23 protein-coding genes and 2 pseudogenes are annotated in these 25401 nt (G+C 42.8%); 18 read left to right on the forward strand and 7 right to left on the reverse strand.

Features of this window, described 5'->3' with window-relative positions:
• Nucleotides 1–309 precede the first annotated feature (309 nt).
• The 5 genes from ACJMKR_RS02230 to rfaD all read left to right on the forward strand — a co-directional run bounded on the left by ACJMKR_RS02230 (nucleotide 310) and on the right by rfaD (nucleotide 6401).
• Entirely contained in the window at nucleotides 310–1140 is an 831-nt protein-coding gene (locus ACJMKR_RS02230) for a glycosyltransferase family 2 protein (protein ID WP_423064273.1), read from the forward strand.
• Nucleotides 1141–2586, forward strand: coding sequence for a mannose-1-phosphate guanylyltransferase/mannose-6-phosphate isomerase (locus ACJMKR_RS02235; RefSeq protein ID WP_423063592.1), 1446 nt, complete (start codon nucleotides 1141–1143; stop codon nucleotides 2584–2586). It abuts the gene before it with no gap.
• A gap of 163 nt (nucleotides 2587–2749) precedes the next feature.
• A complete protein-coding gene (locus ACJMKR_RS02240) occupies nucleotides 2750–3880 on the forward strand; it encodes an ATP-binding protein (RefSeq protein ID WP_423063593.1) in 1131 nt (376 codons plus the stop codon).
• Nucleotides 3881–4002: 122 nt separating this feature from the next.
• Complete coding sequence (gene hldE / locus ACJMKR_RS02245) at nucleotides 4003–5439, forward strand: bifunctional D-glycero-beta-D-manno-heptose-7-phosphate kinase/D-glycero-beta-D-manno-heptose 1-phosphate adenylyltransferase HldE (protein WP_423063594.1); 1437 nt, start codon at nucleotides 4003–4005, stop codon at nucleotides 5437–5439.
• Complete coding sequence (gene rfaD / locus ACJMKR_RS02250; protein ID WP_423063595.1) at nucleotides 5436–6401, forward strand: ADP-glyceromanno-heptose 6-epimerase; 966 nt, start codon at nucleotides 5436–5438, stop codon at nucleotides 6399–6401. Before hldE ends, rfaD begins: the two co-directional genes overlap by 4 nt.
• Here the strand turns inward: rfaD and ACJMKR_RS02255 are convergent.
• From ACJMKR_RS02255 to icmW, 3 genes are read right to left on the reverse strand one after another with little or no spacing between them, the layout of a single operon-like run.
• Nucleotides 6398–7612 (reverse strand): phosphoesterase, encoded by a 1215-nt coding sequence (locus ACJMKR_RS02255; RefSeq protein WP_423063596.1) that lies wholly within the window; start codon nucleotides 7610–7612, stop codon nucleotides 6398–6400. The genes rfaD and ACJMKR_RS02255 overlap by 4 nt on opposite strands.
• 18 nt (nucleotides 7613–7630) lie before the next feature.
• Nucleotides 7631–8104 carry a hypothetical protein gene (locus tag ACJMKR_RS02260; RefSeq protein WP_423063597.1) on the reverse strand — a complete coding sequence of 158 codons (474 nt, stop codon included), beginning with the start codon at nucleotides 8102–8104 and terminating at the stop codon, nucleotides 7631–7633.
• Nucleotides 8101–8550, reverse strand: a complete 450-nt coding sequence (gene icmW / locus ACJMKR_RS02265) for a type IVB secretion system protein IcmW (protein WP_423063598.1) — start codon at nucleotides 8548–8550, stop codon at nucleotides 8101–8103. Before icmW ends, ACJMKR_RS02260 begins: the two co-directional genes overlap by 4 nt.
• A gap of 243 nt (nucleotides 8551–8793) precedes the next feature.
• Here icmW and icmV point away from each other — a divergent pair, with 243 nt between their 5' ends.
• The 4 genes and pseudogenes from icmV to ACJMKR_RS02285 all read left to right on the forward strand — a co-directional run bounded on the left by icmV (nucleotide 8794) and on the right by ACJMKR_RS02285 (nucleotide 13181).
• Complete coding sequence (gene icmV / locus ACJMKR_RS02270; RefSeq protein WP_423063599.1) at nucleotides 8794–9252, forward strand: type IVB secretion system protein IcmV; 459 nt, start codon at nucleotides 8794–8796, stop codon at nucleotides 9250–9252.
• Nucleotides 9249–11654: a DotA/TraY family protein gene (locus ACJMKR_RS02275; RefSeq protein WP_423063600.1), complete on the forward strand. Its 2406-nt coding sequence runs from the start codon at nucleotides 9249–9251 to the stop codon at nucleotides 11652–11654. Before icmV ends, ACJMKR_RS02275 begins: the two co-directional genes overlap by 4 nt.
• A gap of 230 nt (nucleotides 11655–11884) precedes the next feature.
• A pseudogene (locus ACJMKR_RS02280) lies at nucleotides 11885–12115 on the forward strand (MFS transporter); the annotation flags it as partial.
• 79 nt (nucleotides 12116–12194) lie between these two features.
• A complete protein-coding gene (locus tag ACJMKR_RS02285) occupies nucleotides 12195–13181 on the forward strand; it encodes an MFS transporter (RefSeq protein ID WP_423063601.1) in 987 nt (328 codons plus the stop codon).
• A 281-nt stretch (nucleotides 13182–13462) separates the two neighbouring features.
• On the opposite strand, the pseudogene ACJMKR_RS02290 reads toward ACJMKR_RS02285, so the two are convergent.
• From ACJMKR_RS02290 to dotD, 4 genes and pseudogenes are all read right to left on the reverse strand, one after another.
• Nucleotides 13463–14431, reverse strand: a pseudogene (locus ACJMKR_RS02290) (BCCT family transporter); the annotation flags it as partial.
• Nucleotides 14428–15567 carry a Dot/Icm type IV secretion system ATPase DotB gene (gene dotB, locus ACJMKR_RS02295; RefSeq protein WP_423063602.1) on the reverse strand — a complete coding sequence of 380 codons (1140 nt, stop codon included), beginning with the start codon at nucleotides 15565–15567 and terminating at the stop codon, nucleotides 14428–14430. The pseudogene ACJMKR_RS02290 and the gene dotB, both read right to left, overlap by 4 nt.
• 30 nt (nucleotides 15568–15597) lie before the next feature.
• A complete protein-coding gene (locus tag ACJMKR_RS02300) occupies nucleotides 15598–16446 on the reverse strand; it encodes a type IV secretion system DotC family protein (RefSeq protein WP_423063603.1) in 849 nt (282 codons plus the stop codon).
• Nucleotides 16447–16460: 14 nt separating this feature from the next.
• A complete protein-coding gene (dotD, locus tag ACJMKR_RS02305) occupies nucleotides 16461–16964 on the reverse strand; it encodes a type IVB secretion system lipoprotein DotD (protein WP_423063604.1) in 504 nt (167 codons plus the stop codon).
• A gap of 300 nt (nucleotides 16965–17264) precedes the next feature.
• Here dotD and icmT point away from each other — a divergent pair, with 300 nt between their 5' ends.
• From icmT to ACJMKR_RS02350, 9 genes are all read left to right on the forward strand, one after another.
• Nucleotides 17265–17522 (forward strand): IcmT/TraK family protein, encoded by a 258-nt coding sequence (icmT, locus tag ACJMKR_RS02310; protein ID WP_423063605.1) that lies wholly within the window; start codon nucleotides 17265–17267, stop codon nucleotides 17520–17522.
• Complete coding sequence (locus ACJMKR_RS02315; RefSeq protein ID WP_423063606.1) at nucleotides 17522–17860, forward strand: type IV secretion IcmS family protein; 339 nt, start codon at nucleotides 17522–17524, stop codon at nucleotides 17858–17860. The genes icmT and ACJMKR_RS02315 overlap by 1 nt, the downstream gene beginning before the upstream one ends.
• A gap of 372 nt (nucleotides 17861–18232) precedes the next feature.
• Entirely contained in the window at nucleotides 18233–18871 is a 639-nt protein-coding gene (gene icmQ / locus ACJMKR_RS02320; protein WP_423063607.1) for a Dot/Icm secretion system protein IcmQ, read from the forward strand.
• Nucleotides 18872–18874: 3 nt separating this feature from the next.
• Nucleotides 18875–20038 (forward strand): type IVB secretion system coupling complex protein DotM/IcmP, encoded by a 1164-nt coding sequence (gene icmP, locus ACJMKR_RS02325; RefSeq protein WP_423063608.1) that lies wholly within the window; start codon nucleotides 18875–18877, stop codon nucleotides 20036–20038.
• Complete coding sequence (locus ACJMKR_RS02330; protein WP_423063609.1) at nucleotides 20014–22404, forward strand: TraM recognition domain-containing protein; 2391 nt, start codon at nucleotides 20014–20016, stop codon at nucleotides 22402–22404. Before icmP ends, ACJMKR_RS02330 begins: the two co-directional genes overlap by 25 nt.
• 29 nt (nucleotides 22405–22433) lie before the next feature.
• On the forward strand, nucleotides 22434–23009 hold the full coding sequence (locus ACJMKR_RS02335) for an OmpA family protein (protein ID WP_423063610.1): 576 nt from the start codon (nucleotides 22434–22436) through the stop codon (nucleotides 23007–23009).
• Between the two features lie 8 nt (nucleotides 23010–23017).
• Nucleotides 23018–23641 (forward strand): type IVB secretion system apparatus protein IcmL/DotI, encoded by a 624-nt coding sequence (locus ACJMKR_RS02340; RefSeq protein ID WP_423063611.1) that lies wholly within the window; start codon nucleotides 23018–23020, stop codon nucleotides 23639–23641.
• 14 nt (nucleotides 23642–23655) lie between these two features.
• Nucleotides 23656–24312 (forward strand): type IVB secretion system apparatus protein IcmL/DotI, encoded by a 657-nt coding sequence (locus ACJMKR_RS02345; protein ID WP_423063612.1) that lies wholly within the window; start codon nucleotides 23656–23658, stop codon nucleotides 24310–24312.
• Between the two features lie 39 nt (nucleotides 24313–24351).
• Entirely contained in the window at nucleotides 24352–25392 is a 1041-nt protein-coding gene (locus tag ACJMKR_RS02350; protein WP_423063613.1) for a DotH/IcmK family type IV secretion protein, read from the forward strand.
• Nucleotides 25393–25401 lie beyond the last annotated feature (9 nt).

Here is a 25401-nt window from a genome sequence, read left to right on the forward strand (position 1 = left end):
GATCAGGCGATTGCGCTGTTGCTTTATAAGCAGGATGATTACGCGAATAAATTTAGCGGGGTTGCATTAGATGCGTTTTATGCAGGTTGCCCCGTCGTCACCACAGCGGGCACCTGGGCGGGTGATGTTGTTACGCGGTTTGAGGCGGGTGTTGTTCTTGAGAATTCTTCGCCAGAATATGTTTATAAAGCCGTGGAATCCATTCGTAATCACTATTTGCATTATCATGAAAACGCAAAGCGTGCGGGAGCTGAGTTACAAAAAGAACATGATGCGATTAATACCTTGGCTGTATTTAAAAAATATCTCGTGCAGCATGAAACACCCGAAAAACTATCTGCCTATATTATTGCTTATAATCAAGTAGACAAAATTGCAGCCGCTATTAATAGCGTGTTATGGGCTGATGAAGTTGTGGTTGTGGATTCGCATAGCACAGATGGCACGACAGAATTGGCTTTAAAATTAGGCGCAAGAGTGGTGCAAGTGCCATTTGTTGGATTTGGCGAACTGCGTAATGAAGCAGTTGCAGCCTGTCAACATCCTTGGGTATTTAGTTTAGACTCTGATGAGCGATGCACGCCTGAAGCGCGTGATGAAATACTTAAAATTATCCAGTCCAAAAATACGAAAGATATTTATTATGTTCCGCGTAAAAATTATTTTATGGGGCGATGGATAAAACATTCGGGCTGGTATCCTGACTATCGGCAACCGCAACTGTTTCGTAAGGGATGCTTGGAATATGAAGCCGATCCGGTTCATGAGAATTACATTTGTCACACCTATAAGACATTTGGTTATTTAAAAAATCCTATCTGGCAAATTCCATTTTGGAATTTGTCGGAAATGATGCACAAAGCAAATCGCTATTCCTCGCTAGGCGTTACTCGCCTTGAGGCGAAATACGGTAAATCGTCTATGATTGCGGCCGTAACACACACCATATGGACTTTCATCAAACACTACTTTTTACAGCGTGGTTTCCTCGATGGCTGGCCTGGGGTTGTTATTGCGATGGGTCATAGCTACGGTGCTTTTTATCGTTATGCCAAATTTTATGAAAAAGAAAAACAATGGCCCGACTTGCAAAATAGAAGTATTTATAAAGATCACGTTAAGCTCGAAGAGAACCAATAAATGGCAACAACAGTTCCTGTCATATTAGCCGGTGGAAGCGGTACGCGTTTGTGGCCGTTGTCGCGTTCAGAATATCCAAAGCAATTTTTCCCTTTGCTAAAAGAAACTGAAACACTGTTGCAAACAACGGTACTAAGAACAGCTTCTTTTCCTAACATGCAAGCGCCAATCGTTGTTTGCCACGAAGATCATCGCTTTATCGTTGCAGAGCAACTTCGCGAAATCGGTATTCAGCCCGCGGCAATTATCTTAGAACCTGATGCCAAAAACACAGCGCCGGCTATTGCGCTCGCCGCGATCTTCGCGCAGCAACATTTTTCGGATGCAGTGTTGTGGGTGATGCCAGCCGATCACGTCGTTGAAAATCATGAGGCGCTATTAGTGTCTTACGTAAACGCACAAGATGCGATTAATGCTGATTACTTAGTTTCGTTTGGCATAGAAGCGAAAGAACCTAAAACCGCTTATGGTTATATTAAAATCGCAGAAAAAATGGGCGAAAATTCGGTCTATAAAATCGATCATTTTGTCGAAAAGCCAAATCGTGAGAACGCGCAGCGATTTATTGAATCCGGCCATTATTATTGGAACTGTGGAATCTTTGCATTCAAAGCAGAAAGTTATCTGCGCGAACTCAAAGAGCATGAACCCAAAATGGCGATGGCGTGTGAAAAAGCGATGAAAAACGTTCATGGCGACGGTGATTTTTCGCGCCCCGATGCAAAAGCATTAAAAAATTGCCCTGCAAATTCTATCGACTATGCCGTCATGGAAAAAACAGAGTGGAGTGCGATGACAGTACTGCACTCTGCTTGGAATGATGTCGGCTCGTGGGATGCGTTAATGCAGGAACACATTCCTGACGAACAATCTAATGTAAAAATCGGTGATGTGCTGACCCAAGAAGTGACAAACTCTTATCTCAGAACAAATCATGGATTGTTGGCAGTCGCGGGTGTTGACGATGTTGTTGTTGTTGTAACCGATGATGCCGTTTTAGTCGCAAAGAAAGATCATTGCCAGAAAATAAAACATTTAGTCGGGACATTAAAATCCAATAACCGTCCTGAAGCGCAACTGCACTCAAACGTTCATCGTCCTTGGGGCTCTTACCATACCTTGGCGGAAGGTAAAAATTTCAAAGTTAAAAAAATTATTGTGAATCCAGAGCAGCGTCTTTCATTGCAGCGCCACAAGCACCGTTCAGAACACTGGGTTGTGATTAAAGGCACAGCAACGGTTGTAAATGGTGACGATACATTTGAACTACAAGCGAATGAGTCTACGTTTATTCCCGCTAACACCAAGCATCGCTTAAGCAACGAAGCGCAACTGCCGCTCGAACTCATTGAGGTGCAGGTGGGTGCATACTTAGGCGAAGATGATATCGAGCGCTTTTCGGATAGTTACGGCAGGGCCAAATTAACGGCCTCTAGCGCAACCTAGCAGATCTTGGCCATAAACCACCGCTGAAGAATGCCTCTGATTTCTGTAATTTTAACATTGAATATTAAAATTACAGATAAAATGGCTAAAATTCAATGTAGTTTTCTGTAATTTTAACATATAATATTAAAAATACAGAAAAAAAGGTCTTGACTCTATGTACTTGAAGCGCATCGCAGAAGCAACCATGCAGCGATTTTTGTCATCTTTTCCGGTCCTAGGGCTTACTGGGCCAAGGCAGTCCGGCAAGTCCACGCTATTACAGCATGCGCTTACGGATTATCGCTACGTCAGCTTCGACAATATCGGAAACGTCGATTACTTTGAGTCCGATCCTGAGGGCTTCATCGCGCAATATGATGACCGAGTCATTTTTGATGAGGTCCAATTCGTTCCCAAGCTGTTCAATTACATAAAAGTAGCGGTCGATAATGATAGGCAGAACTATGGTAAATTTGTTTTGACAGGATCGAGCCAGTTTTCTTATCTGAAAAATATTTCCGAATCGCTTGCAGGTCGCATTGGTTTAATGTCGTTATTACCGCTGCAATATGCAGAGATGCCAAAAGCACTATTAACAGAATCAATTTATCAAGGTGCATATCCAGAGCTGGTTATAAGAGATTATCGGGAATCCGAGCTGTGGTACGCGTCTTATTTAGAAACCTATTTAAATAAAGATGTACGCGTGTTGAGCAATATTGGTGATATGCGTGATTTTAGTCGTTTTATTCGACTATTAGCAGCGCAGGTTACAAAAACAATAGATTTGTCGCATTATGCTAAAGATTTGGGTGTATCTGCGCCAACGATTAAAAGATGGCTTTCAATTTTAGAAGCCTCTTATATCATTTTTTTATTGCCAGCTTACTATAATAATTTAGGAAAACGCATTATTAAGAGTCCAAAAATATATTTTTATGATACGGGCTTGATCTCCTATTTAGCAGGCATAAAAACTTTTGATCAATATGATAAGGGGCCTATGAATGGTGCAATCTTTGAAAATTATGTTGTTTCAGAAATTTTGAAAAAAAACCTGCATTCTGTTTCCGGTTTTGAACTATATTATTTTCGTACGAGTGATAAAACTGAAATTGATTTGATTGTTGATAAAAAGGATAGTCAAGACTTTATTGAAATAAAGAAAACATCAACCTTTTATCCGAAATTTGTTTCTGCATTGAAGAAATTTTGTGATGAGAATCGGCAAGGGTATTTGCTCTATAACGGAAAGGAATTTCCTTTTAAAGAAAATATTAACATCATCAACTACGCTGAGTACTTAATTTGACAGCGCGGCACTTCAGCTAAGGATGGGGGGGGCTCGCGGAAAACGTCGGTTCCTGCTAGACTTGCCTCATTTCTGACTTCCCCTCATAATAAGCACTTAGTCATGGGCCTAGAGAAACATAAGTGATTGAAAAAATAGATATTCCAGCATATGAAACGACTCGTGTCCTTGTATATGGCGACCTGATGCTCGATCGCTACTGGTATGGGAATGTCTCGCGTATTTCCCCAGAAGCGCCGGTTCCCGTCGTTCGCGTTAACGCGCTAGAGGCGAGGCCGGGGGGGGCTGCTAATGTCGCACTGAACATTGCTGCTTTGGGTAGCCAGGTTACCCTGATGGGGTGGGTTGGTGAGGATAGTGAAGCGACGGAGCTACAAGCGTTGCTCAACAACAAAAACATTGAATGTCACTTCCAAAAAAATAAAAACTTTTCCACAGTCACTAAACTACGCGTGTTGGGTCAAAACCAACAATTGCTCCGACTCGACTTTGAAAACTCACTCGAAAACTATGATGATGCAAATTTGATTCAGGCGTTTCGTCAACAATTGGCAAATGCCCATGTAGTCGTCCTATCCGATTATGCTAAAGGTGCCCTACGTCATGCGAATACCCTTATTGCCATGGCGCGCGAACAAGGTATTCCGGTTTTAGTTGATCCAAAAGCCGATGACTTTAGCCGTTATGCTGGTGCCACATTAATCACACCAAACCTTAAAGAATTTGAAGCGGTAGCGGGTCCTTGTCAAAATGATGAAGACTTAACTCAAAAAGCAAATGAATTAATGCAGCAACATCAAATTGAGTCGATATTAATTACGCGCGGTAAAGATGGGATGCTTCTAATTCAGGGAGCTCAAGATCCGGTGAATTTACCGGCGCGTGCACGAGAGGTTTACGATGTCACGGGTGCTGGTGATACGGTCATATCTGTCATGGCAGCCTCACTTGCCGCACAAACTGACATGATTCAAGCGGCGACTCTTGCAAATTTAGCAGGGGGTATTGTTGTACGAAAACTCGGTGCCGCTGTCGTAACGGTCCCTGAATTACGACGTGAATTACAAAAAGCAAACGACTCACAGGTCGGCATTGTATCAGAAAAAGAATTATTATTGGCAGTTGCCGATGCCCGTGCGCACGGCGAAACGGTCGTTATGACAAACGGCTGTTTTGATATCTTGCATACAGGTCACGTCCAATATCTTGAAGAAGCAAAAGCCATGGGAGATCGCTTGATCGTTGCAGTGAATACCGATGATTCTGTCGCAGAGCTCAAAGGTGAAGACCGACCATTAAATTCACTCCAAGCACGCATGGAAGTCTTGTCCGCGTTACGCTCGGTTGATTGGGTCGTTCCTTTTTCTGAAGACACACCCGAGCGGTTAATAGGTGAGGTCTTGCCTGACATTTTAGTCAAAGGTGGTGACTACAAAGTTGAAGAAATTGCAGGTCATGAAGCGGTGTTAAATAATGGCGGGAAGGTGCTCACGGTTAAAATCAGGGAGGGATATTCAACGACGGGGTTGCTCGAGAAAATAAGAGGAACAACGGTATGATTATAGTAACCGGTGCGGCAGGGTTTATCGGCAGCAATGTTGTAAAAGGCTTGAATGCTATAGGTCGAACCGACATTTTGGTCGTTGATGATCTAACCGATGGTAGAAAATATCGCAATTTAGCAGTTTCTAAGTTTTCAGATTATTTAGATTATGAAGATTTTATTCATCGTATTATCGCAGACCAACCATTCGATAAAAAGATCGATGCTATTTTTCATGAAGGCGCTTGCTCGGTGACGACCGAGTGGGATGGTCGTTATATGATGCGCAATAACTATGATTATTCAAAACACCTACTAAAATATTGTGGCCGACATAAAATCCCTTTTATTTATGCCTCGAGTGCCGCAGTTTATGGTGGCGATCATCAATTTAAAGAATCGTCTCAACAAGAATTACCCTTAAATGTTTATGGCTATTCCAAATGGCTTTTTGATCAGTACATGTTGAAAACGTTGCCGAGCTTAAAATCACAAGTTGTAGGCTTGCGCTATTTTAATGTTTATGGGCGAAATGAACAGCATAAAGGCAGCATGGCGAGTGTGGCCTATCATTTTATGAATCAATTGCGCGATACGGGCGTTGTAAAATTATTTGAAGGCTGTGATGGCTATGGCAATGGCGAGCAGTTGCGCGATTTTATTTCGGTTGATGATATTGTGAAGGTGAATTTATGGTTCCTGGAAAATCCTAGAGTTTCGGGTATTTTTAATGTGGGTACAGGTCGGGCGCGCAGTTTTAATGACTTGGCAAAAACATTAATTCAACTGCATGGTGCCGGTGAAATCCAATACATTCCTTTTCCGGATAAACTCAAGGGTGCCTATCAAAGTTTTACACAGGCCGATATTACTGCGCTTCGCAACGCTGGATATAGCGATGAATTTTTATCGCTCGAAGAGGGGCTACGTCGTTATTATGAGACTGTCAACCCCGTCTCCGAATTAGTAAGTGTTTAGGGCTGTCCTGTGTTTTGTTTTTGCGAAGGATCAATAATACCATTAACCTTTTGCGCTTCTAGCTTCAACGTCGTGGTAGAAAGTTGAGCTGATTGTAATGCCATAATGGACAAAGTCGCTAACAATCTTTCATGATCGAGATGATTGCGCTGAAGTTGGCTTTCGATCTCTGCTAAAATCATGAGTTCTTCACGGTTCACCGTTGCGGGTGAAGCCGTTTCCATTGCCTTGGCCCATTCAGGATTATTTAAGCGCTCGTTTGCAATATAATTTTCAACTTCTAATGGGCTTGCATACCCTTTTGGCAAATTAGGATTGTTTGGCATGCCTGCTTTTTGGGCTAACCCTTTTACAGGTGTGCGCTCTGCCATGAGGTAATTAAAGTTGCTCAGGGCCACTGATTTAGACGCTAGCAACGATCGGATCGTCAATTGATATTTTTGGTAGACAGGATCATTAACGATAGTTTGTAGCTTCTGAGCACGTTTGGTTGGGCTCAAATTAATAAGCTCAGATTTTAATTTAGCAAAATTAATCCCGTCAGTCAGTGATTGGTACTGTTGTGATGCATAATCAATATAAGCTTCCGCCGCTTTTTTCTGGTTATTACTGTACGCAGCGGGTGTGATTAAAGAGTCGAAATTAAAATAATTGTCATAATTGACGCTTGGTTTTGCAACACCATACGTTGATGCCATTGAGTCTGAACTACTATCAAGGTAGAGCGTATCACTTGCTGGCGTATTAACCGTTAAATTAGGGATCACTTTTTTATTATTATTGATGAGAGCAGTGAGCTCAGGGTTGTCCAACTCATTCGGATTAACCACTTCCTCAGGAAATTGCAATAACGAGTTAGATATCTGCGTTGCTGTGAGATTAGCTGCAGTGTTGCGTGCTTGGATAGCTGCGTTATCAGTTTGGGAGTTAACTTGCGAAGCATTTAAAAAATAGCTATCGATTTGATACATCATTGCATTAGCAGTTTTTGCACTGGCTGTAGCGAGTGCTTTCATCTCGTTACCCACTTGGTGAATAGCCGTCACCAATCCAGAAAAAGGATCGCCAGACTGTTTGCCGTCATCACCGCCGATAAATGGCCAGCCAGCATTGGCGGTTGACATGAGTGGCAAAGAAATAAGTGTGACACCAGCAACGGCGACACCCACTTTGAAACTTTTTTTCTTGATAATTGTGATTAATTTTTTCATGGGTAAAACTCTTTTGTCTTAAAACCAGTGGACGGAAGAACTTGTTGATTTCGGTGCAGCGGGTGATTTGCCACTGCCGCCGACAGCATTAGCTGTATTGTTGTTTGTGTTACCACTCGATGAGGGTGGTGGGGCTGCATTGGCAGCGTGATTGCCTTCTCCAGAGGGAGCTGGTGCCAGGCTATTGTTGTCTGCCGTATAATTTGCATAAAAAGTGCTTAAAAATGTTCGTGATGCCAAGGTTGCAGAACAGTTATCGATACTGCTTATTGCATTGCAAGAGTTTGCTTGTAAGCATTCGCCTAACTCGGCAGAGACAATTTTAGCATCTTTAGTATTGGATTTTAACCAGGAGTCAAACTGCGAATCAGAATAACTAAGATATTTTTCGCAAGCCGCTATCGGCGGAGGATTGTCGGCAATAGTGACAGAGACAATCCCTAAAAGGGCGATTGCACTACTGCTAACAACAAAACATTTTAATTTCTTCATAAACCACTTTCCTCTAATGTTTTAAGCACTAGTTTGAAACGATCGGCTGCAAAGACTCTGCCAAGCAATCGGAGTCGTTCGAAAACAATATTGCGTCGCAAGAAAATACCCGGCATATCTTTGTCAGATTTTGTTATTTCTTCAGCATGCATTAAGACTTTGGCAGCCGCTCCGGGATAGGCGGTATCCAAGCACATTAATAAACGCAGTCCGCGCCCAGTTTTAACGTGTGTTGCAATTTGAATCATTGCATCTTCTTGTTGCAAATCGATATTACCGATGTCTTCAAGCGCTTCACCCAATTCTTTAAGAGCCGCTTCGAGTGTAGGGTCGCCATCGATCGTCCAATCTTCTACACCTTCCATGAAGGTGATAACGCGATAAATGATAGGATCTTTATAATCGCGCCAAAATTGATGGACAGCTTTATGGTTAAGATCTGGCATGGGATCCTCAGTGGAACGGTTGCACTAAATGTTCACTACAGCATACAACAGCAACCTTAAGGAAGTATTAAGATTTCCTTAAAATCGGGCAGGGTAGAGCAAGAGTTTAAGCTAGAATTAAGTTTTTTTTGCAAAAAACAGGCTCCATTTAATGAAACCTTAATATTATCTTAAGGATTGGGTGCTACGATGATACTCAACGCAACATGCGTATATTCCTCGATGAGTATCCAAGGTAATCATATGGGTTTCAAAAATACAATGAAAAAGAGGTTCTTTTCCGGCCTGAACCCCGTCAGATGGGTAGGTATGGATCAGATCAAAGGAAATGGACATGCCATTACTGATATAACAAAAAAATTATTCGACAACACGAAAGGTTCCCAACAAAAATCTCCGAAATCGTTCGAAGAAGCGATGCGCCGGTATGGCTTGAATGAAGCGGATTTACAAAAGCGCATGCAGTTATCATTGCGCCTTGTATATTTTTGTTTGGGATTTAGCGTGTTGCTTATTGGATATACGATTTATTTGTTTGTGTCACATTTAGTGTTATCGGGCTTTGTTACCATTATGCTAACGCTACTGCTTTGGGCCTATGCCTTTCGCGAACATTTTAATTATTTCCAAATGAAGCAACGCCGTTTGGGTTGCACTTTCCATGAATGGTTTATCAGCACATTTAAGGGGTCAAAATCATGAGAAAAATCCTGTCTTCGCTTTTTGAGAGATTTTTTTCTGTCATTATTTTATTGTCGATTTCAGGAGCAGCGTTTGCCGATAATGTAACGAGTGATCCCGCGGTCACCAATCACTCCGATTTATCCATCAATTATTTGGGGCAGGTTTTTGGCTCAGTGGGGAATGTCTTGCAGGGTTCGTCGGGGCAAATGCTGGGCAAGTTATTTTTAAAATTAAATGAAGGCATTATTGTCGTTGCTGGATTATGGCTTATTTATACTATCTTCACGATCGTCTTGCGTGCTGCGCAAGAAGGTTCCTTTATGGGGGCCAATAAAAATGTTGCCCTTATCTTTTTAAAAATTGCTGTCGGATTTACCTTATTAATTCCCAATCCCTCTACTGGCTATTCATTATTGCAAGATCTGGTGATGAAAGTAGTTGTTGAAGGCGTGGGTTTAGCGGATTCGACGTGGCGTTACGGTTTACAATATGTTGACAATGGTGGCACCGTTTGGCATCGGCCTGAGCAATCAGGTAACGGGGATAGTATTATTAATAATGATACTGCAAAAGCAATTGTGGGTACGGGTCAAACGGGAAAAGGGTATGGACCCGCGCAACAAATTTTTGCGAGTGAAGTCTGTATGTATTCTAGCTATGACAATCAAACGGTAACGCCCGGACAACCGCGTACCCAATTTGATGTGATTACAGATGACGCTAATCAGCGCTTTAATTTTCCCGGCATTGGTAATTCGTATCCATTTGGCAGTAACTCAAATGCCTGTGGTTCGGTGTCTTGGGTATTGCAATCGTGTAAAAAAGGCGCTACTGGTGCACAGTGTGAATATTCAAAACAAGCTCTTAGTCAGTTAATCACTACGTTATTACCAGCCGCTAAACGTGAATATTGTTCACAACACTCAAGTGCCGCTTCTTGTGTTGGTATCAATAGTGACAATCCTGCTGCAACGAATTCGGAATACTTCTTCGGTGGTATGGTTAACTATGCGAATTTAATTGTGCCGATGGAGCAAATGGCTGTTGGTGGTGCTGGCTCGGCAAAGAGTTTTATCAGTGATGCAGAGCGGGATGGCTGGATGACGGCCGGTCGTTATTACTGGGATTTGGCACAAGTACAGATGCATTATAATGATATATCAAATTTAAAAAATTATGTGCCCTCGATATTTACACCCATAACAGTAAGTGGTGATCCCGCTTCGGATGCAAAGGCTGCGCTTTCGGATTCAAACGCTTATATTCCTTCAATTTTAAATAAATTAGCGGCATACCAATCTGGACAAAACGCAGGTGATACTGGTAACAACTATCCTGAATGGGGTGCGCATAGTAGTGATGCGGGCACGCATCTTGCAACAGCTATTTTAGGAGGGGTCGTTGGCGATATCGTCAATTTACTTCGGATGTTTGGTGCCAAGAGCCAGCACGGTTCTATGGGTTATGATCCCATCTTGTTTTTACACAAGGTTGGTATGTATTGTATTAACCTAGCCGGTGACATTTGGTTAGGCTGGCTAGGGCTGATAGCTGCCATATTATTCGCAACGGGTGTCTGTAATGCAGAATACGATGCTTCGCAAGCAATTAGAGGGATTATTGATTGGTTTAAGCCCTTGATGATTATCCTGGCTGCTGGCTTTTGGGGGGTTGGATTTACGCTAGGTTTTTATGTACCCATGTATCCTTACCTTATTTTTACCTTCGGCGTCATCGGATGGATTATTGCGGTTATTGAAGCGATGGTTGCCGCACCACTGGTGTGTTTTGGATTAACGCACCCCGAAGGTCACGACTTTTTGGGTGAGGCAAAACAAGCACTCATGCTATTACTGGGTGTGTTCTTGCGACCGGTATTAATGGTCATTGGTCTCATTGCTGCGATGATTCTATCTTATGTTGCCCTGCGCATTGTGGTGCATACCTTCACGGGATTTGCCACAGACTTATTCTATATAGGCAGTCCGCACGGTGCTGGTAGTGACGACGTACTCGCAGCAGCAGGGACTCTGATGGGGCAAGCGATGTTGGACTCCGATAGTATAACCGGATTCATATTATGCTTGCTGGTGTTTCCATTGACATTAATTATCTTTACAGCATTGGTCTATGTGATTACGACGCAATGCTTCAGCTTAATCTTCGTGTTGCCAGACAACATTCTTCGTTGGATCGGTGTTCCTACCCAATCAAGTCAAGCGGCCCAGATGGCGCAACAGATTCAGGGTACTATCGGTGGTGCCGCATCACAAACTTCTAGAGGTATTGAAAAGGCCACAGAAGTTGGCGATATGAAGGCTAAAGAAAATAAATCTAATCAGATTGTCTCTACACCCGATGGCTCCGGAGGCGATGGTGCTGCCAAAGATGCGGGTCAAAAAGTTATAATTGGTACTTAACCCACTTACTCAATCCAGATGTTATGTATGAAGAGTAGACTTTGTGTTGATATTTTAAAGACGGTGTAATAGCCTTCTTCTTATTCAAAAACGGAACAGTCCGATGATTATTGTCGTTAAGGCAAAAGTAAAAAATTGAAATATTCAGCCCTGATTTGAAGGGCCAATCGTATCCAGCGGCGATTGCGTTCGCTTGGATTGGGTTAACACGAATATTTCGAGATTTTGTCATGACGAAAATACGTTATCCGCAGAGAGAGTTATCTCTGTTTCTTATCATTTTGTTACTGGGCTTTCCGCAGCTAAGCGAAACTATTTATACACCCTCGCTGCCAAACATTGCGAACGTGCTCCATACTACAAGGACGTTAATGCAATGGACACTGAGCGTCTATTTTATGGGTTTTGCTGTTGGAGTATTGTTTTGGGGGCAGCTCTCCGACCGTATTGGTCGGCGTCCTTGTATGCTACTCGGTATCATCTGTTATACTTTTGCAAGCCTCGCTTGCGCATTGAGTCCATATTTGGGTACTATTAGCTATGGGCATGGTGCAGGCATTTGGCGCAAGTGTGGGCTCAGTCATTACGCAAACAATGATGCGAGAAAGCTATTCGGCAGAACAGCGCCACCATGCCTTTGCAATCATTGGAATTGCCTTATCATCGGTATCGGCATTAGGCCCTCTAATAGGTGGATATATTAATCACTGGTTCCAATGGCAAGCAAATTTTTTAACACTAGTTGTCATGGGGGTAATACTAGTGATTTTGACGGTGAGACGCCTACCCGAAACAAAACCTACACACATACACGTCAGTGGTTTGGGAGAAATGGCTAAAATCGCTGGGCGATTGTTGACGGATCCGCAAGTATTGGTCTCTGCTTGGATTGTCGCAGCAATCAATGGTATTTTATTTGGATTTTATGCAGAAGCGCCTTTTATTTTTATTCATTTATTGAAATTTAATGTGGCTAATTACGGCAAGGTGGGGCTATTTATTGCCACAGCAAGCGTGTTGGGTTCCATGATGACGAAACTATTACTGAATCACCGGTGGTCTGTGCGCAAGGTGATGATGCTAGGATTTTTAATAGCGTTTATAAGTAGTGTGGTATTGCTAATCTTTGCGTATTTTGCATTACCTTATCATCATCCAGTGTCAGCCGTCTTTGCAATTATGCTACCTTATGCCGGAATCATATTCGGATTAATAGGGTTAGTACTGCCCGGAATTTTAACTATGGCCTTAAACAAATATCAAGATTGTTTAGGTACGGCAGGGGCTATATTTGGATTGAGTTATTATGTATTGATAGCTTTATTGGTGTCGATTATGGGTTTTATCCATAATGGCACGATCTATCCCATGCCGGTTTATTTCTTAGCGCTTACGGTAACAATCGGTTTGGCTCTAGCTCGGATTCCTTTTACCAACGCGAAGGGCAGAAGCAATAACAGCACTGAGAGGACGAGCATGAATACAAAAAACAAAATGCAAAGCACAGTGATACCTGCCGGTAGGTAAAAATATAACATTAATGCCGAGAATTGTAATAATTTGCTGATGAATCGGTCTTGGCTGCGGTGTTTGATGTTGTTGCGTTTGGGCAAGTATGTCTGCATTGTTATGGAAAATATATTTTTGGGTGCCATGATTGAAAGCACCAGTAGGAATCCAATGGATGGAATAATAAAGCCTGTGACATCAAAGATTCGATGGTAGTGTAGGGTGATATGGAAATGGTGGATGAAAAAGATAACAATGCCGATGAGCAGTGGTAGCGCTAAGGTTGCTAATAAAATTTCTCTGATAGTGTGGCCTCTTGATATTTTTGCGATAAATATACCGGTGATCGGTGCCCATGAGATCCACCACATTGAAATAAATATATCGTATGCATTAGCCCAGCCGTGTTTCAATAACGACTTGATTAAGCCGGGGGTTCGTACTGCAGCGCCGCCATGATCGCTAAAAAATAAAATCAGAATTATTAATGCCGCCGCTAAAAGCAGTGTAAATCCAAGCATCACAATAATCGGTGACATTTGTTTTTTGGTTATTAATGTATAAATTTTTTGATTAAATTTTTTATTCAAAATAAGCGCCAGCAAAATAAACACCGTGACTAAAGGGATCGGGCTGAAACCTGTAAAGGCAACCAGCGTTTTGTGAGGTATAAAAATGCTGATTATGAGCAAACTCATAAACGCAATGGTGCTCGACAAAGCGTACATAGTTGCAGCGCGAGCGCTCGTGTTGGTGATTAAGCCAACTGCATCGTCAACGCTAGATTTCAGAACGGGATGTAAAACCGTGCTGAAATAAGCATCTTGGTTATCGCGGTAGCTAAGATATCCGAATCCGCAGGCGATGAGCGCAAATGCAGTAAAAGGGAATAGACCTAAATGAACCAACAAATAATATAGCGAGGTGCTAAATAGTCCCGGCTGCGATGTTGTGAGAACAGGTAAGACATGCCCAGTGAGATGGCAAATCCCGTAAAAAATAGCGATTAAGCTAAGTTCTAAAATCACAATTCGTAAAATCCAGGATCCAAATGACGGGTGAGTTTTATTATCATCATCAGGAGCACTCGTGCGTATTCCGCCAAGGGGTGTGAGCGCTAAAATCAAAACGCCTGCGAATAAAATCCAATAAATATCAAATGCAGAGTGGACCAAGGGCGTAAAAAACCACAAGGAGATAACGCCTAATATCAGGACAATGGCGACGGTGAAGATTAATAAAGCATGATGTGGTTTTAATGTTTTCATAGTGCTTGTTGTTGGATTGATTTTGCCGATAAAATTTTATACGTTCCCTCAGATAGCAATCCTTCTTGATATTTCCGTTCCACATCAACCTGCATCGATTGACCGTATTTTTCAACCAATCGGCGGGTCGTTGCAGTAATTTGCTCGGGATCGCTCTCTAATAATTCATCGCGAATTTTTTCGTTAAACACTAAAAATTCCCGAAGCGCAACGCGTTTGCCATCAATAGATGGTGCGAGTCTTTGCCAAATCACCATGCGCATGGTTTCGATAATATCGATTGTGCGACCAATGCGCTCCTCTTTCGGGAAACTGCCGACTAAGCGACGAATGGTTTCAGCAACACCGTTACTGTGTAAGGTCGTATAAACAGGATGACCGGTCAGGGCGGCCTCTAAAACAGCGCTAATCGTTTCGGGGTCACGCGCCTCTCCAACCAAAATTAATCGCGGTTTTCGTCGCAAAGCATTGCGAACGCCAGCGGCGAAGGTCGGCAAGTGACGCGGAATTTCTGATTGGCTGACGATAGCGGTGGGTGTATCGAGGGAGTCATAAACAAATTCAATCGGTGCTTCGTATGTTAATATCTTGCGATGACTCTCGGGTTGTTCTGCTAATTCTTTAATAATGGCAGCAAGCAACGTACTTTTTCCAGAACCGGTTGCGCCCGTCACGTAAATGACGCCCTCATTGGGCGCAATAGCATCGACAATTTTTTGTGGTAATTCTAAGCGCGATAACGCTGGTGGTTCCGATGGGATCGTTCGTATGGTTATCTGGATAGCTTCGTGCCCATCGACGTGGCAACCCGTTCCATTGACACGATGACGATATCGTTCGTTGCGGTTGGGTCGAACTTCATAATGCGTGTCGATGTCTTGTCCGCGCATGATTTGTGTCGTGCCGTTTGGGCCGTAAATAGCGTTCAATAAGTCGCTGACTTCGGCATTGGATAATTCACGGCGTGTGATTTTCCAAATACGTCCATACACTTCGGCAATGATTGGTGAGCCTGTTTGAACAGTAATATCAGAGGCGCCCTTACGATAGCACCATACCAATAAGTCATCGATATGTTTGGGTTCGAAACGCGATGGTTCTTGAGGGTATAGTGTATTATTTTCAGTATCTGACATACTCGTTATCCAGTGTAGCGCCCTCAAACCTTACTTGGTTAAAATGGGCTTCCATTTATTACTATTTGGCTGTAACGCTGAGCGAGCTGTAATTCGCATGACTTCATCGTTAATGCGAAGTTGATCGGCATTGCCTGTCACTCCAAGATCAGCTTTCGACACGTGTGGTGAAGTAATCATGCCTTCGGCCAACAGTCTACGATAGAGAACTATCCCTAAATAGTCTCGTTTAAGTCGACTAAGGTTTGCAGCGAAAATTTCATTGGCTTGTTGCAACCCTTCTTTCCACCCCTTTTGTAAATAGAAGTTCCAAATTTTCGCTTCTGCTTGATTGACAGGCAATAAGGTTGTGTCAGGAACATCGGGTTTTTTGAAGGTAAGCCAGATGTAATTTCGCCAGGTTGGTGGTGTGGTGACGAATCTTGCCGGTGAGACGATGGTATAGGTTTTATCGGCCATGCGAATGGTATTGTCGTCTGCTAAATTAAGATTCCCATCGGATTCTGTCAAAACCGGTGGTAAGACATTATGCTTGAGTAACAGCTGATTAAAGTTAAAAATATGATCGAGATAGCTCGCTTGTTTTTCTAAAGCGAGATCGATGTGTTGAGCACGCCAAGCGAGAGCGCCTTGTGCTCCAAGTGTCGTTGCTGTTTCGCGTAATGCGGCTAAACGAATATTATTGACTTTGCCGTCACCGGTGGGTAATTGATTTAAGTGTACGTAACCTAGTTGCGCTAATGAAGATGAGGCGGATATCGGCGCTCCAGTACTAATCGATTCTGATACTATTGTTTGAGGCTCTGCGCAACCCGTTGTGACGACAGCGGCTGCAATGAGCATTAATACTGGTTTTACACGATATCGCTTTATTTTCATAACTGTTTACTGCTTTAACTCGGATAATATCGTAATTCAATCGTTCTCGTTGATGGATAGAGTGTAATGTTTGCCTTCTTTTCAACTTGAAAAGTAGCGTTTCGCAAAATATCCGCTAACGGCACATTATTGGCATTAATGGCCACGATAACGGGGATCGCAGGTTCTTTTCCTAGCACACGTACTTTGTAATGGCTGGCCTCGGCAATTCTGTGAAGTAATGGTTCGATCGGACCGGTCCAATCGAGCGAAGTCTGTTGTGCCATGCCGATTGTGGCTGGATTCAACGGCGACGGTAGCTTCGCTTTCGGATGGATTGCCAGTTGAATGGCGTCCATTTGCTGTAATGAGTGGCCTACAGAAGTGGCGGCTTCAGCCAGTTGTGCTTGGGTGTTTTTGTTAACCGTAGGGATAGGGGCGCTGTTTGTTGTGATGTACGAGTAAGTAAGGTATTTATGAGTGCTGCAGCCCACTAAGGATAAAGCCAGAAGTATAGGCAAAAGGGTTTTGAATTTCATAATCTTTTCGTATTTGATAAGAAACGTTGTTATGGATACAAAGTTCCCTTGCGCCGATCAGCACTCCCTGACACGACTTAGATTGTAAGGCACAAACCTTAAGAAAATATTAAGGATTCCTCTAGAAATTGTTTTAAAAACCAAAAAATCTTCCATTGATTTCAACGGCGACATGGCAATAAGTAAGTTGTTGAAATATAATTAAAAAAATATCACCCGATGCTTCGCTCACTAGACCTTTTGTTTTGAGAAAAAAATATGCTAATCTATCTTCTCTTTTAGCTTTAGCAGAGAAAACACATGGTATCTCTAGACAAAGCGCACTGGCGAGATTCTGCCCGGTCAGTTCGATTCTTTATTTGGGACGGTAAAAATGCATTCCCAATGTTGTTGTTTTTATTGCATATTCGGCTTTGGACCTTTGTCGTTGCAGTCGTCGCTACACTCTTTTTTACCTTGTTAAATCGATATGGTTTTACCATCGATGTCTTTTTGCGCTGGTTTCGTGGTCTCATTGCGGGTAAACGTAAAATAGCGATTCCCTGGTGGGATAGCTAATGAAGCTTGCCAATAAACTCATTGCCATGACAAAGCAAATCGGTGCTAGCTTCACACTGAAGGGCCGCCCAATTTCCTATAATGAAATTTTTGCCGATACGGGCTTGTTACCCGGTTTAACCAAACGAGCCGATCAACTATCGTCGTTGTGTTTAGGGTATGGTCTGGGAGCCACGTTTGAAGACGTGGAAAAATCGCTGCTCGGCGTTAAAGTTAGCTTCGATGATTTCACCCCAGACGTCCTTCGCTTGTTCTGTATTCTCGATGTTCTCTATGAATTGGTGAAAAGCAGTCCATCTAAAGAGGCAGTGCCCTTAGATGAGCTGATGTATGATTAAACCCTCGAATTTGATGGTCGGACCCTCGTCCTTAATATTCTCTTAAGCTTTCTATCGTAGAATTGTCCCATGGCCTGCGGATGAAGTGCCTTATTTCTTTTTGAGCTAGGAATCATGGATGACCTGTAAAGAAATCACATCGTTACGTTAAGGGCATACCATGGTTGCTAATACAGCTAATACAAACAAAGTATCACCTGATAGAGTTCAAGGAGCTGTTTATAATTTAACAGCCGCATTGAGAGAAATGACGAACTCGATTGAAGCGCATGTTAATGGGCATACGATGAACATGATGAGATCTAGCACATGACACTAGGTTTTCCACACACTGTACGCAAGGACCTCAAATATGAGGAACTTAAGCGTCGCTTGATTGAGTGTATCAATCAAGAAAGTGGTAAATTTTTGTTAGCGGCCGAAAATTTTAATGAATTGGGGCGCCGTGAAGAAAAAGATTACCTCGCGCTTTGCAATGCCATCATTGCAGCGGTTGATCATGTGTTGGAAGGCGGCAATTGGGATGAATCATTATTTTTACGAAACACGATTAAACCGTTAAAAGAAATTCGCGATCATGCAATAGAATTACGGCAACATTTCGATGACGTTGAAGGCGTAAAAAATAGCGTAATCCCTGAGGCTGGTGAGAACTGTGTTAAATTGTATGTATCGCTATATCAGGCCAATGGCCATGACATGAAAAAATGGGCCAATCAACTGAGCTCTTTAGGAAGCTACATGATTGGTCGTCCTGTCTATCGAAAAGAAGAAGATGTTATCCAAGTAGTTCGTAAAAAGCTTTCTCAAACATCAGAAGCGTATGTTATTGTCGCCGTCGACAAATCCAAAATTATCTCTGAAGAATATGCAAAACCTCGCAAAGATAAATTAGGTAATGAGCTAGTGAATTTGGTACCAGATGCAATCGATGATCAAAACATCCTTGAATTCGTGCATCAAGGGAAGCGATATTATTTTTCTGATCATCAATTGGTATTGGCGGAGTAATTCATGTACCCATCTCAACAAAATGCTACGGACCAAACCGCTAACTTCTTCTGGTTGTTGGTGTTGTTGACGATTGGTGTATTAGTTGCGTGGTGGCTAGAAGAAAGCGTTATTGTTTCGTTTATCTTTTTCATTCGCCACTATGAAATTGAGCTGGTGAAGGGGGTTATTGCGGGAGCTAATTTTGTCGGAGGTTTATTTGGTTTGCCGCATATTGCCGCGTCGAAATTAGATTATTGGCAACATTTCATGGCGGTGGCGGATAAAAAAACGGTGACGTTCCCACAGATCGGTGCGATTAGTGACAGCTTTGGTCGATGGTTTCGTTTTCCGGTGATGGCGGTATTAGTTGGATTAGCTGCTTTTATGTGGTTTCACAACAGAGCGTCGCGATTTCGCCATACCTACACGATGCAAAGTTTAAAGAAATGTGAAGTTGAAAACTGGCCGCAGATCACGCCGGTTGTTTCGCTTAATTTATTAAAAAAAGATTTGAATGAAGGCCCGTGGGCAATGGCGAAGTTACCTTTGGATTTTTGTAGAGAAAACGATTTATTAAAATTGGTTGAAGATAAAGATCGTCACAAAGAATGGCGATTAAAAATTGGTCAGACGGAACGATTAATGGTGATGCAAATGGGGCCGCTATGGAAAGGTGTGCAAGCGTTGCCGATTCATGTAAAAGCGCTAGTTGTTATTTTCGTGGCACGTGCTGAGCGTAACCATCAAATTGCCCATGATTTATTGGCTCAAATTGCAGCCTCGGCTGCGCATGGCAAATTAGATTTTAGCGGTGTATCAGAGCAGCTCGAAAAATGCCAAAACTCAAAGGTGATTCGATGGCTGGAAAAACGCCATGCATATATTGGCACGTTGATGGCTTCTATGCTCGGCATTGCGCGTATGGATGGTGTATTAGCCACAGCAGAATTTTTATGGCTAAAGCCGGTCGATCGACGACTGTGGTACATGTTAAACAGTGTGGGTCGCCAAACACCGGTTGTGGAAGTGGCTGGATTATTTGCTCATTGGTTAGCTGAAAAAAAATTACAGCGTCCGTTACGAGCGCCGATGGTGCAAGAGGCTGTCAGTGCGTTGGAGATAGCGGTTAAAGATATTCTTTATGTTGGAGACGAGGAAAAATGGCATACCAGCCACGCGGCCTAGAAGAACAGCATGAACGCTTTCACTCGGCGGTATTGAGAGATACGCGCACGCTGAGTATGCGCATTGCTGATTTTTTAAAGACGCCTCGGCAAGTGGCTATATTTCTAGTCGTTCTCGCGATGGTGACCTTTTTTCTTTGTTATTTTAGCGACGTTATTTTGCTGGTCGGTATTGGGTGTTTTGCGTATTGTTACACACGTAAAGCAAAGCTGCCGTTTCGGTTGCCCATGCGCTCACATTTAAAAGATTATAACGATCCGAAGCCCGGTACCCGCAATAAACCACGTACGGCGAGCGGTATTTATTTCTTTGGCAATGATAATAAAACTAAAGAAGAACTTTGGTTTAGCAACGAAGACATGCGTACTCACGTTTTAATTTTCGGTTCAACCGGTAGTGGTAAAACGGAGGCGATGATTTCATTGGCGTACAATTCATTATTGCAGGCCAGTGGTTTTATTTATGTCGATGGTAAGGGCGATAACTCATTATTTGCTAAGCTCTTCTCGATGGTGCGCACCATGGGGCGCGAAGACGACATGTTGCTCATTAACTTCATGACCGGTGCTCGCGATATTATTGGCCCTCAGGAATTGCGTTTATCAAACACATTGAATCCATTTGCCAATGGTTCTTCTAGTATGTTGGCTCAGCTTGTGGTGAGTATGATGGATAAGTCAGCATCCACGCCCGACGGTGATATGTGGAAAGGTCGTGCGATCACTTTCGTTGAGGCGTTGATGAAGGTGTTAGTGGCGATGCGTGACTCCGGCCACATTTTATTAGACGCCAACACGATTCGTAACTATTTTCATTTATCTAAACTAGAAACAATGGTAATCGATAAGTTATTTGTTCGTGATGGCCAAGAGGCAGTTAGTCTCGAAAATTTTCCACCGACAGTTGTGGAGCCCATCAACAACTATGTATTAAACCTGCCAGGTTTTAATAAAGAGAAAAAAGGTAAGCAGGTGTCGCAGGTGCTCGAGCAGCATGGTTTTATCACCATGCAGTTAACGCGCGTGTTTACGTCGTTGGCTGATACGTACGGTCATATCATGCGAACCAAATTAGCAGAAGTGGACTTGCGAGATGTCGTCTTAAATCGACGCATTTTATGCGTGTTGTTACCAGCGCTTGAAAAATCGCCAGATGAATTATCAAATTTAGGAAAAATCATCATTTCGACTTTGAAAGCAATGATGGCGTCGGGTTTGGGTGAAAATGTGGAGGGTGCTTATTCGGATCTTATCGATTCGAAACCCACAAACTCCAACACACCATATCTGTGCATTCTTGATGAATATGGCTATTACGCCGTGGAAGGTTTCGCGGTGGTCCCGGCACAGGCTCGTTCGCTAGGTTTTTCCGTCGTTTTCGCTGGCCAAGATTTACCGGCATTTCAAAAAGCTTCAAAAGAAGAAGCTGCGTCTATCGGTGCCAATACAAATATAAAAATTTGTATGAAAATGGAAGATCCCACGGAAACGTGGGACTTCTTTATGAAATCGGCCGGCGAATCTTATGTTACCCATGTGGAAAGTTTCCAAGTGGATCAGGGTAGCGTATTAGGTACATACCAAGACGCACGTGGCGCGCGCGTGGAAAAGCGAGCACGTATTGATTTGCTTGATCTCAAAGAACAGCGCCAAGGGGAAGGGCATTTCTTTTTCAAATCGAAAATTGTGCGCGGAAAATTTTTCTATGCATCACCCCAACCGGTTAAATCGATGCGGTTGAATCACTTTCTTAAAGTGGATCAACCTTCCGATGCCGATGTGATTAAATTAAATAAATGTTTCGAGCAATTCGAAAAAATTGCAGCCAATGGTGTATTGATCTCAGATGTCGAGGCCAGTAATGAAGAAGTAGAAGATATTTCTGAAATATTCCAGAGCAATCCATCGATGACGCCTATCGAACGCTCAGTTGCGGTGTTGTCTAAGTTCCAAATCCAAAGTGATGGTGGTATTCCTGCCGATTTTTTTGCAGAAGTCTCGAACATGGAGACGGACCATCTTAACATTTTCATGCCAATGCGGGAGTCTGATCATTTGGAAGGATTAGTGATCGCTGATGATTTGAAAAAATTCAAGCAGCCGCTATTAGATCGAGGAACAATGCGCGATCAGGTTGAATATATTCAACGCTTGTGTGGCAAAACAGGTCAGCAAGCGATGAATGTTGCCATTGAAGTTATTGGCGATATGGAAAAAGGAACGCAATATCCACCGGAGGTAAAACCTGATATGACAGGTGGCGAATTAGCAGGAACGGTGAAAAATTTAATTAAGGCGATTTCTTTGAAGAAAAAGGAAGCCGCAGAAAAGAAGAAAGACGAAGACAAAGATAAACCAAAAACGTAGAAGGAGCTCATTAATGGTAGTTAATGACTATGAAAAATCATAAAAGAAGTAAATTAGTTTATATTCAATACCGTTTATTCGCGTTGATTACACTATTGTGGGCCTGTTTATTTTTAACAGCTTGCGCCAAAAAAACACCGCCTAGGCCGCCAGCACCTAAAACACTTGCGCAAATTCGCCAAACGTATATCCACGAGCTACGCAAAAATAACGTTCAAGTTATTAAGCTCGGTCAAACCATGCGTGTAGTTCTGTTGTCTGATTATTTATTTAATCCGAATTCTGCGAATATTCAAACTAGTTACCGACCGGTACTGCGAACACTCGCAAGGCTCATGAACACCTATGTCAAAGTGAATGTACAAATAGCAGGATATACCAATAGGGGTTACAACGTTAAACGCGAACAGGCGTTAACGACACGCCAGGCGCAGGTGGTTGCCAGTTATTTATGGTCTCGAGGTATTGATGCACGCTTAGAATACGCGATGGGATTTAATCAAAAGAACCCAGTGGGTTGGAATGGCAGTGCAGTAGGGCGACATTTTAATCGTCGTGTTGAAGTGACTTTTCGGTTTTATCCTAGCACCGTACCTTATGCGTAGAGAATTATATGAACTCTGATATCGAACAATTAGCATTACAACAAAATAACCTATACCGGGATAGCTACCGTCGTACCATATCCGCCTTACTGGTCATGATTGTTATTTGTATCGTATTTTCTGCGATTTTAGCCTATCAGATATTAACGACGCCAAAAGCGAGATATTATGCGACAACAACGACGGGCATTGTTGTTCCACTGTATTCACTCAGTATGCCGGTGGTCACAAACAGTTATTTATTACAGTGGGCCTCACTCGCGACGCGTGCGTGTTACAACCTAGACTTTGTGAATTATCAAAGCCAGCTAAAAACAGCCTCGTCCTATTTTACTCCTAGTGGGTGGGGGGCATTAATGAATGCAATGAAGAGCTCGGGTGTCTTGAAGTCATTGACACAAAATAAACTCTATATGGACGCTGTAGTTAGTGGTCCAGTTGTTATTTTGGACGAAGAACTTGTACATGGTCGTTACAGTTGGCGAGTGCAGCTACCTTTATTGGTGACCTACACGAGTGCTAATGAAACTCGTAAGGCACACTTTATTATCACAATGGATATCTTGCGTGTGCCCGTGCTGAATGCGGAGAAGGGAATTCAAATTAATAATTTTAATGCGATAAGAACATAGGTTAGAGAAACATTATGGCGCAAGACGGCTTAAAATTAATCATTTTGCGAAATGCGTTTTATCGCGATAATTATCGTCGTGCGATTATGGCGTTACTTATTGTTTTAGTGATCAATTGCGTACTTGGTTTCATGATATTTTACAAGTGGGCCAATCCTCCGGCGCCGCAATATTTTGCGACCACCGCCGATGGTCGCATTATCGTGCTGCACAAATTGACTGACCCTGTTGTGCCAGATGATTTTATTGTTCAGTGGGCAACGAATGCAGTGCGCGAAGCATTTAGTTTAGACTACGTGCACTGGCGTGAACAGTTACAACGAGCTTCTAATAATTTTACGCCTGACGGTTGGAAATACTTTTTGAATAGCTTAAAAAGCTCAAACAACTTAAAAACATTGACAGATTTGAAAATGGTTTCAAATGCCACTGTGACGGCTGCGCCCCAAGTTGTCGAAAAAGAAATTGTAGATGGACATTATGCTTGGAAAATCGAGATGCCCTTGTTGGTCACCTATGAAAGTGCTGGACATAATATTCATATGCCACTCAATGTCACCCTCATTGTGATTCGTATGCCGGTTCAAGATTATCCGCAGCGGGTGGCGATTAATAATTTCCTTGCAGAGACCATTAACCCTGATGCACTAGGAGGGGGCGCGGGCCAATAATATGAAATATGAAGTTATGAAACAGTGAGAAAAGTTGTGATGAGAAAAAGTATTACCGCACTATTTGCAATCATCTTGGGTGTCGTCAGTGTCAATATGGTGGCCTATGGTTATTATGGTATTCAGGATTTAATTGCACCGAAATCTAATGTTACGCCGACAGGCAGTAGCGCAGCGAACAAAAACGATGGCCAACAGAATCAACAAACGGTTATTAATTCTTTGTTGAATAAAGATAAGGAGCAAAATGTAGCGCAGAATGCGTCGAGTAACGGACAACAAGCCTCAGCAGCACTTCAAGCAGGAGAAAACCCAGGTGTTAGCGATGAAGCGTTTGCCAATACGGTGCGTAACATGATGCCGTTGTCACCGCAACAAATTAAAACATTAAGAAAACTATTCGATCAAAGTCAGCGGGCAGCCGCTACCGATCCAGGTGTACCACCGAAGCCAACCTCGACATCGGTCTTAGTGAATTTATCGCCGGGCGCAACGCCGCCGATTATTCGTTTGTCGGCAGGTTTTGTGACGTCATTGGTTTTTCTAGATTCTACGGGAGCGCCATGGCCGATTCAGGCATATGACCTCGGTAACCCACAAGGTTTTAATATCGAGTGGAACAAAAAGGGGAATACATTATTGGTGCAATCGCTCAGTCATTATAAATCAGGCAATTTAGCGGTTATGTTGAAGGGCTTGGATACACCGGTCATGGTTACGTTATTACCGGGTCAAGGTGCTGTTGATTATCGCGTTGATTTGCGTGTGCCCGGTATTGGTCCTAATGCCAATCCTGTACTCAGTGGCTTGCCTGCGAGTGAAAGTCCGCAGTTATTAAATGTATTAGATGGGGTGCCTCCAACAGGTAGTAAAGCACTCACGATTACGGGCGGTGATTGCCAAGGGTGGTTGTTGGACGGCCACATATATTTACGCACACGTTTAACCGTGTTATCGCCGGGATGGATTTCAACGATGAGTAGCGCAGATGGAACACATGCTTATGAATTGCAAAGCACGCCTGTGGTGTTAGCTTCGGCACGCGGAAAATTAGTTAAGTTGATGATTGAAGGGTTGTGAGATGGCAGA

Source organism: Candidiatus Paracoxiella cheracis (genome assembly GCF_049348705.1).
Lineage (GTDB): Bacteria > Pseudomonadota > Gammaproteobacteria > Coxiellales > Coxiellaceae > Paracoxiella > Paracoxiella cheracis.

Excerpts from the sequence above, each read along its gene's own strand:
- ACJMKR_RS02285 (WP_423063601.1), top strand. The coding sequence starts at position 12,195 with ATGGGCATGGTGCAGGCATTTGGCGCAAGTGTGGGCTCAGTCATTACG.
- ACJMKR_RS02235 (WP_423063592.1), top strand. The coding sequence starts at position 1,141 with ATGGCAACAACAGTTCCTGTCATATTAGCCGGTGGAAGCGGTACGCGT.
- icmT (WP_423063605.1), top strand. The coding sequence starts at position 17,265 with ATGGTATCTCTAGACAAAGCGCACTGGCGAGATTCTGCCCGGTCAGTT.
- ACJMKR_RS02255 (WP_423063596.1), bottom strand. The coding sequence starts at position 7,612 with ATGAAAAAATTAATCACAATTATCAAGAAAAAAAGTTTCAAAGTGGGT.
- icmP (WP_423063608.1), top strand. The coding sequence starts at position 18,875 with ATGTACCCATCTCAACAAAATGCTACGGACCAAACCGCTAACTTCTTC.
- dotD (WP_423063604.1), bottom strand. The coding sequence starts at position 16,964 with ATGAAATTCAAAACCCTTTTGCCTATACTTCTGGCTTTATCCTTAGTG.
- ACJMKR_RS02300 (WP_423063603.1), bottom strand. The coding sequence starts at position 16,446 with ATGAAAATAAAGCGATATCGTGTAAAACCAGTATTAATGCTCATTGCA.
- ACJMKR_RS02315 (WP_423063606.1), top strand. The coding sequence starts at position 17,522 with ATGAAGCTTGCCAATAAACTCATTGCCATGACAAAGCAAATCGGTGCT.
- ACJMKR_RS02350 (WP_423063613.1), top strand. The coding sequence starts at position 24,352 with ATGAGAAAAAGTATTACCGCACTATTTGCAATCATCTTGGGTGTCGTC.
- ACJMKR_RS02335 (WP_423063610.1), top strand. The coding sequence starts at position 22,434 with ATGAAAAATCATAAAAGAAGTAAATTAGTTTATATTCAATACCGTTTA.
- icmV (WP_423063599.1), top strand. The coding sequence starts at position 8,794 with ATGGGTTTCAAAAATACAATGAAAAAGAGGTTCTTTTCCGGCCTGAAC.
- ACJMKR_RS02260 (WP_423063597.1), bottom strand. The coding sequence starts at position 8,104 with ATGAAGAAATTAAAATGTTTTGTTGTTAGCAGTAGTGCAATCGCCCTT.
- icmW (WP_423063598.1), bottom strand. The coding sequence starts at position 8,550 with ATGCCAGATCTTAACCATAAAGCTGTCCATCAATTTTGGCGCGATTAT.
- ACJMKR_RS02345 (WP_423063612.1), top strand. The coding sequence starts at position 23,656 with ATGGCGCAAGACGGCTTAAAATTAATCATTTTGCGAAATGCGTTTTAT.
- dotB (WP_423063602.1), bottom strand. The coding sequence starts at position 15,567 with ATGTCAGATACTGAAAATAATACACTATACCCTCAAGAACCATCGCGT.
- ACJMKR_RS02340 (WP_423063611.1), top strand. The coding sequence starts at position 23,018 with ATGAACTCTGATATCGAACAATTAGCATTACAACAAAATAACCTATAC.
- ACJMKR_RS02330 (WP_423063609.1), top strand. The coding sequence starts at position 20,014 with ATGGCATACCAGCCACGCGGCCTAGAAGAACAGCATGAACGCTTTCAC.
- ACJMKR_RS02275 (WP_423063600.1), top strand. The coding sequence starts at position 9,249 with ATGAGAAAAATCCTGTCTTCGCTTTTTGAGAGATTTTTTTCTGTCATT.
- rfaD (WP_423063595.1), top strand. The coding sequence starts at position 5,436 with ATGATTATAGTAACCGGTGCGGCAGGGTTTATCGGCAGCAATGTTGTA.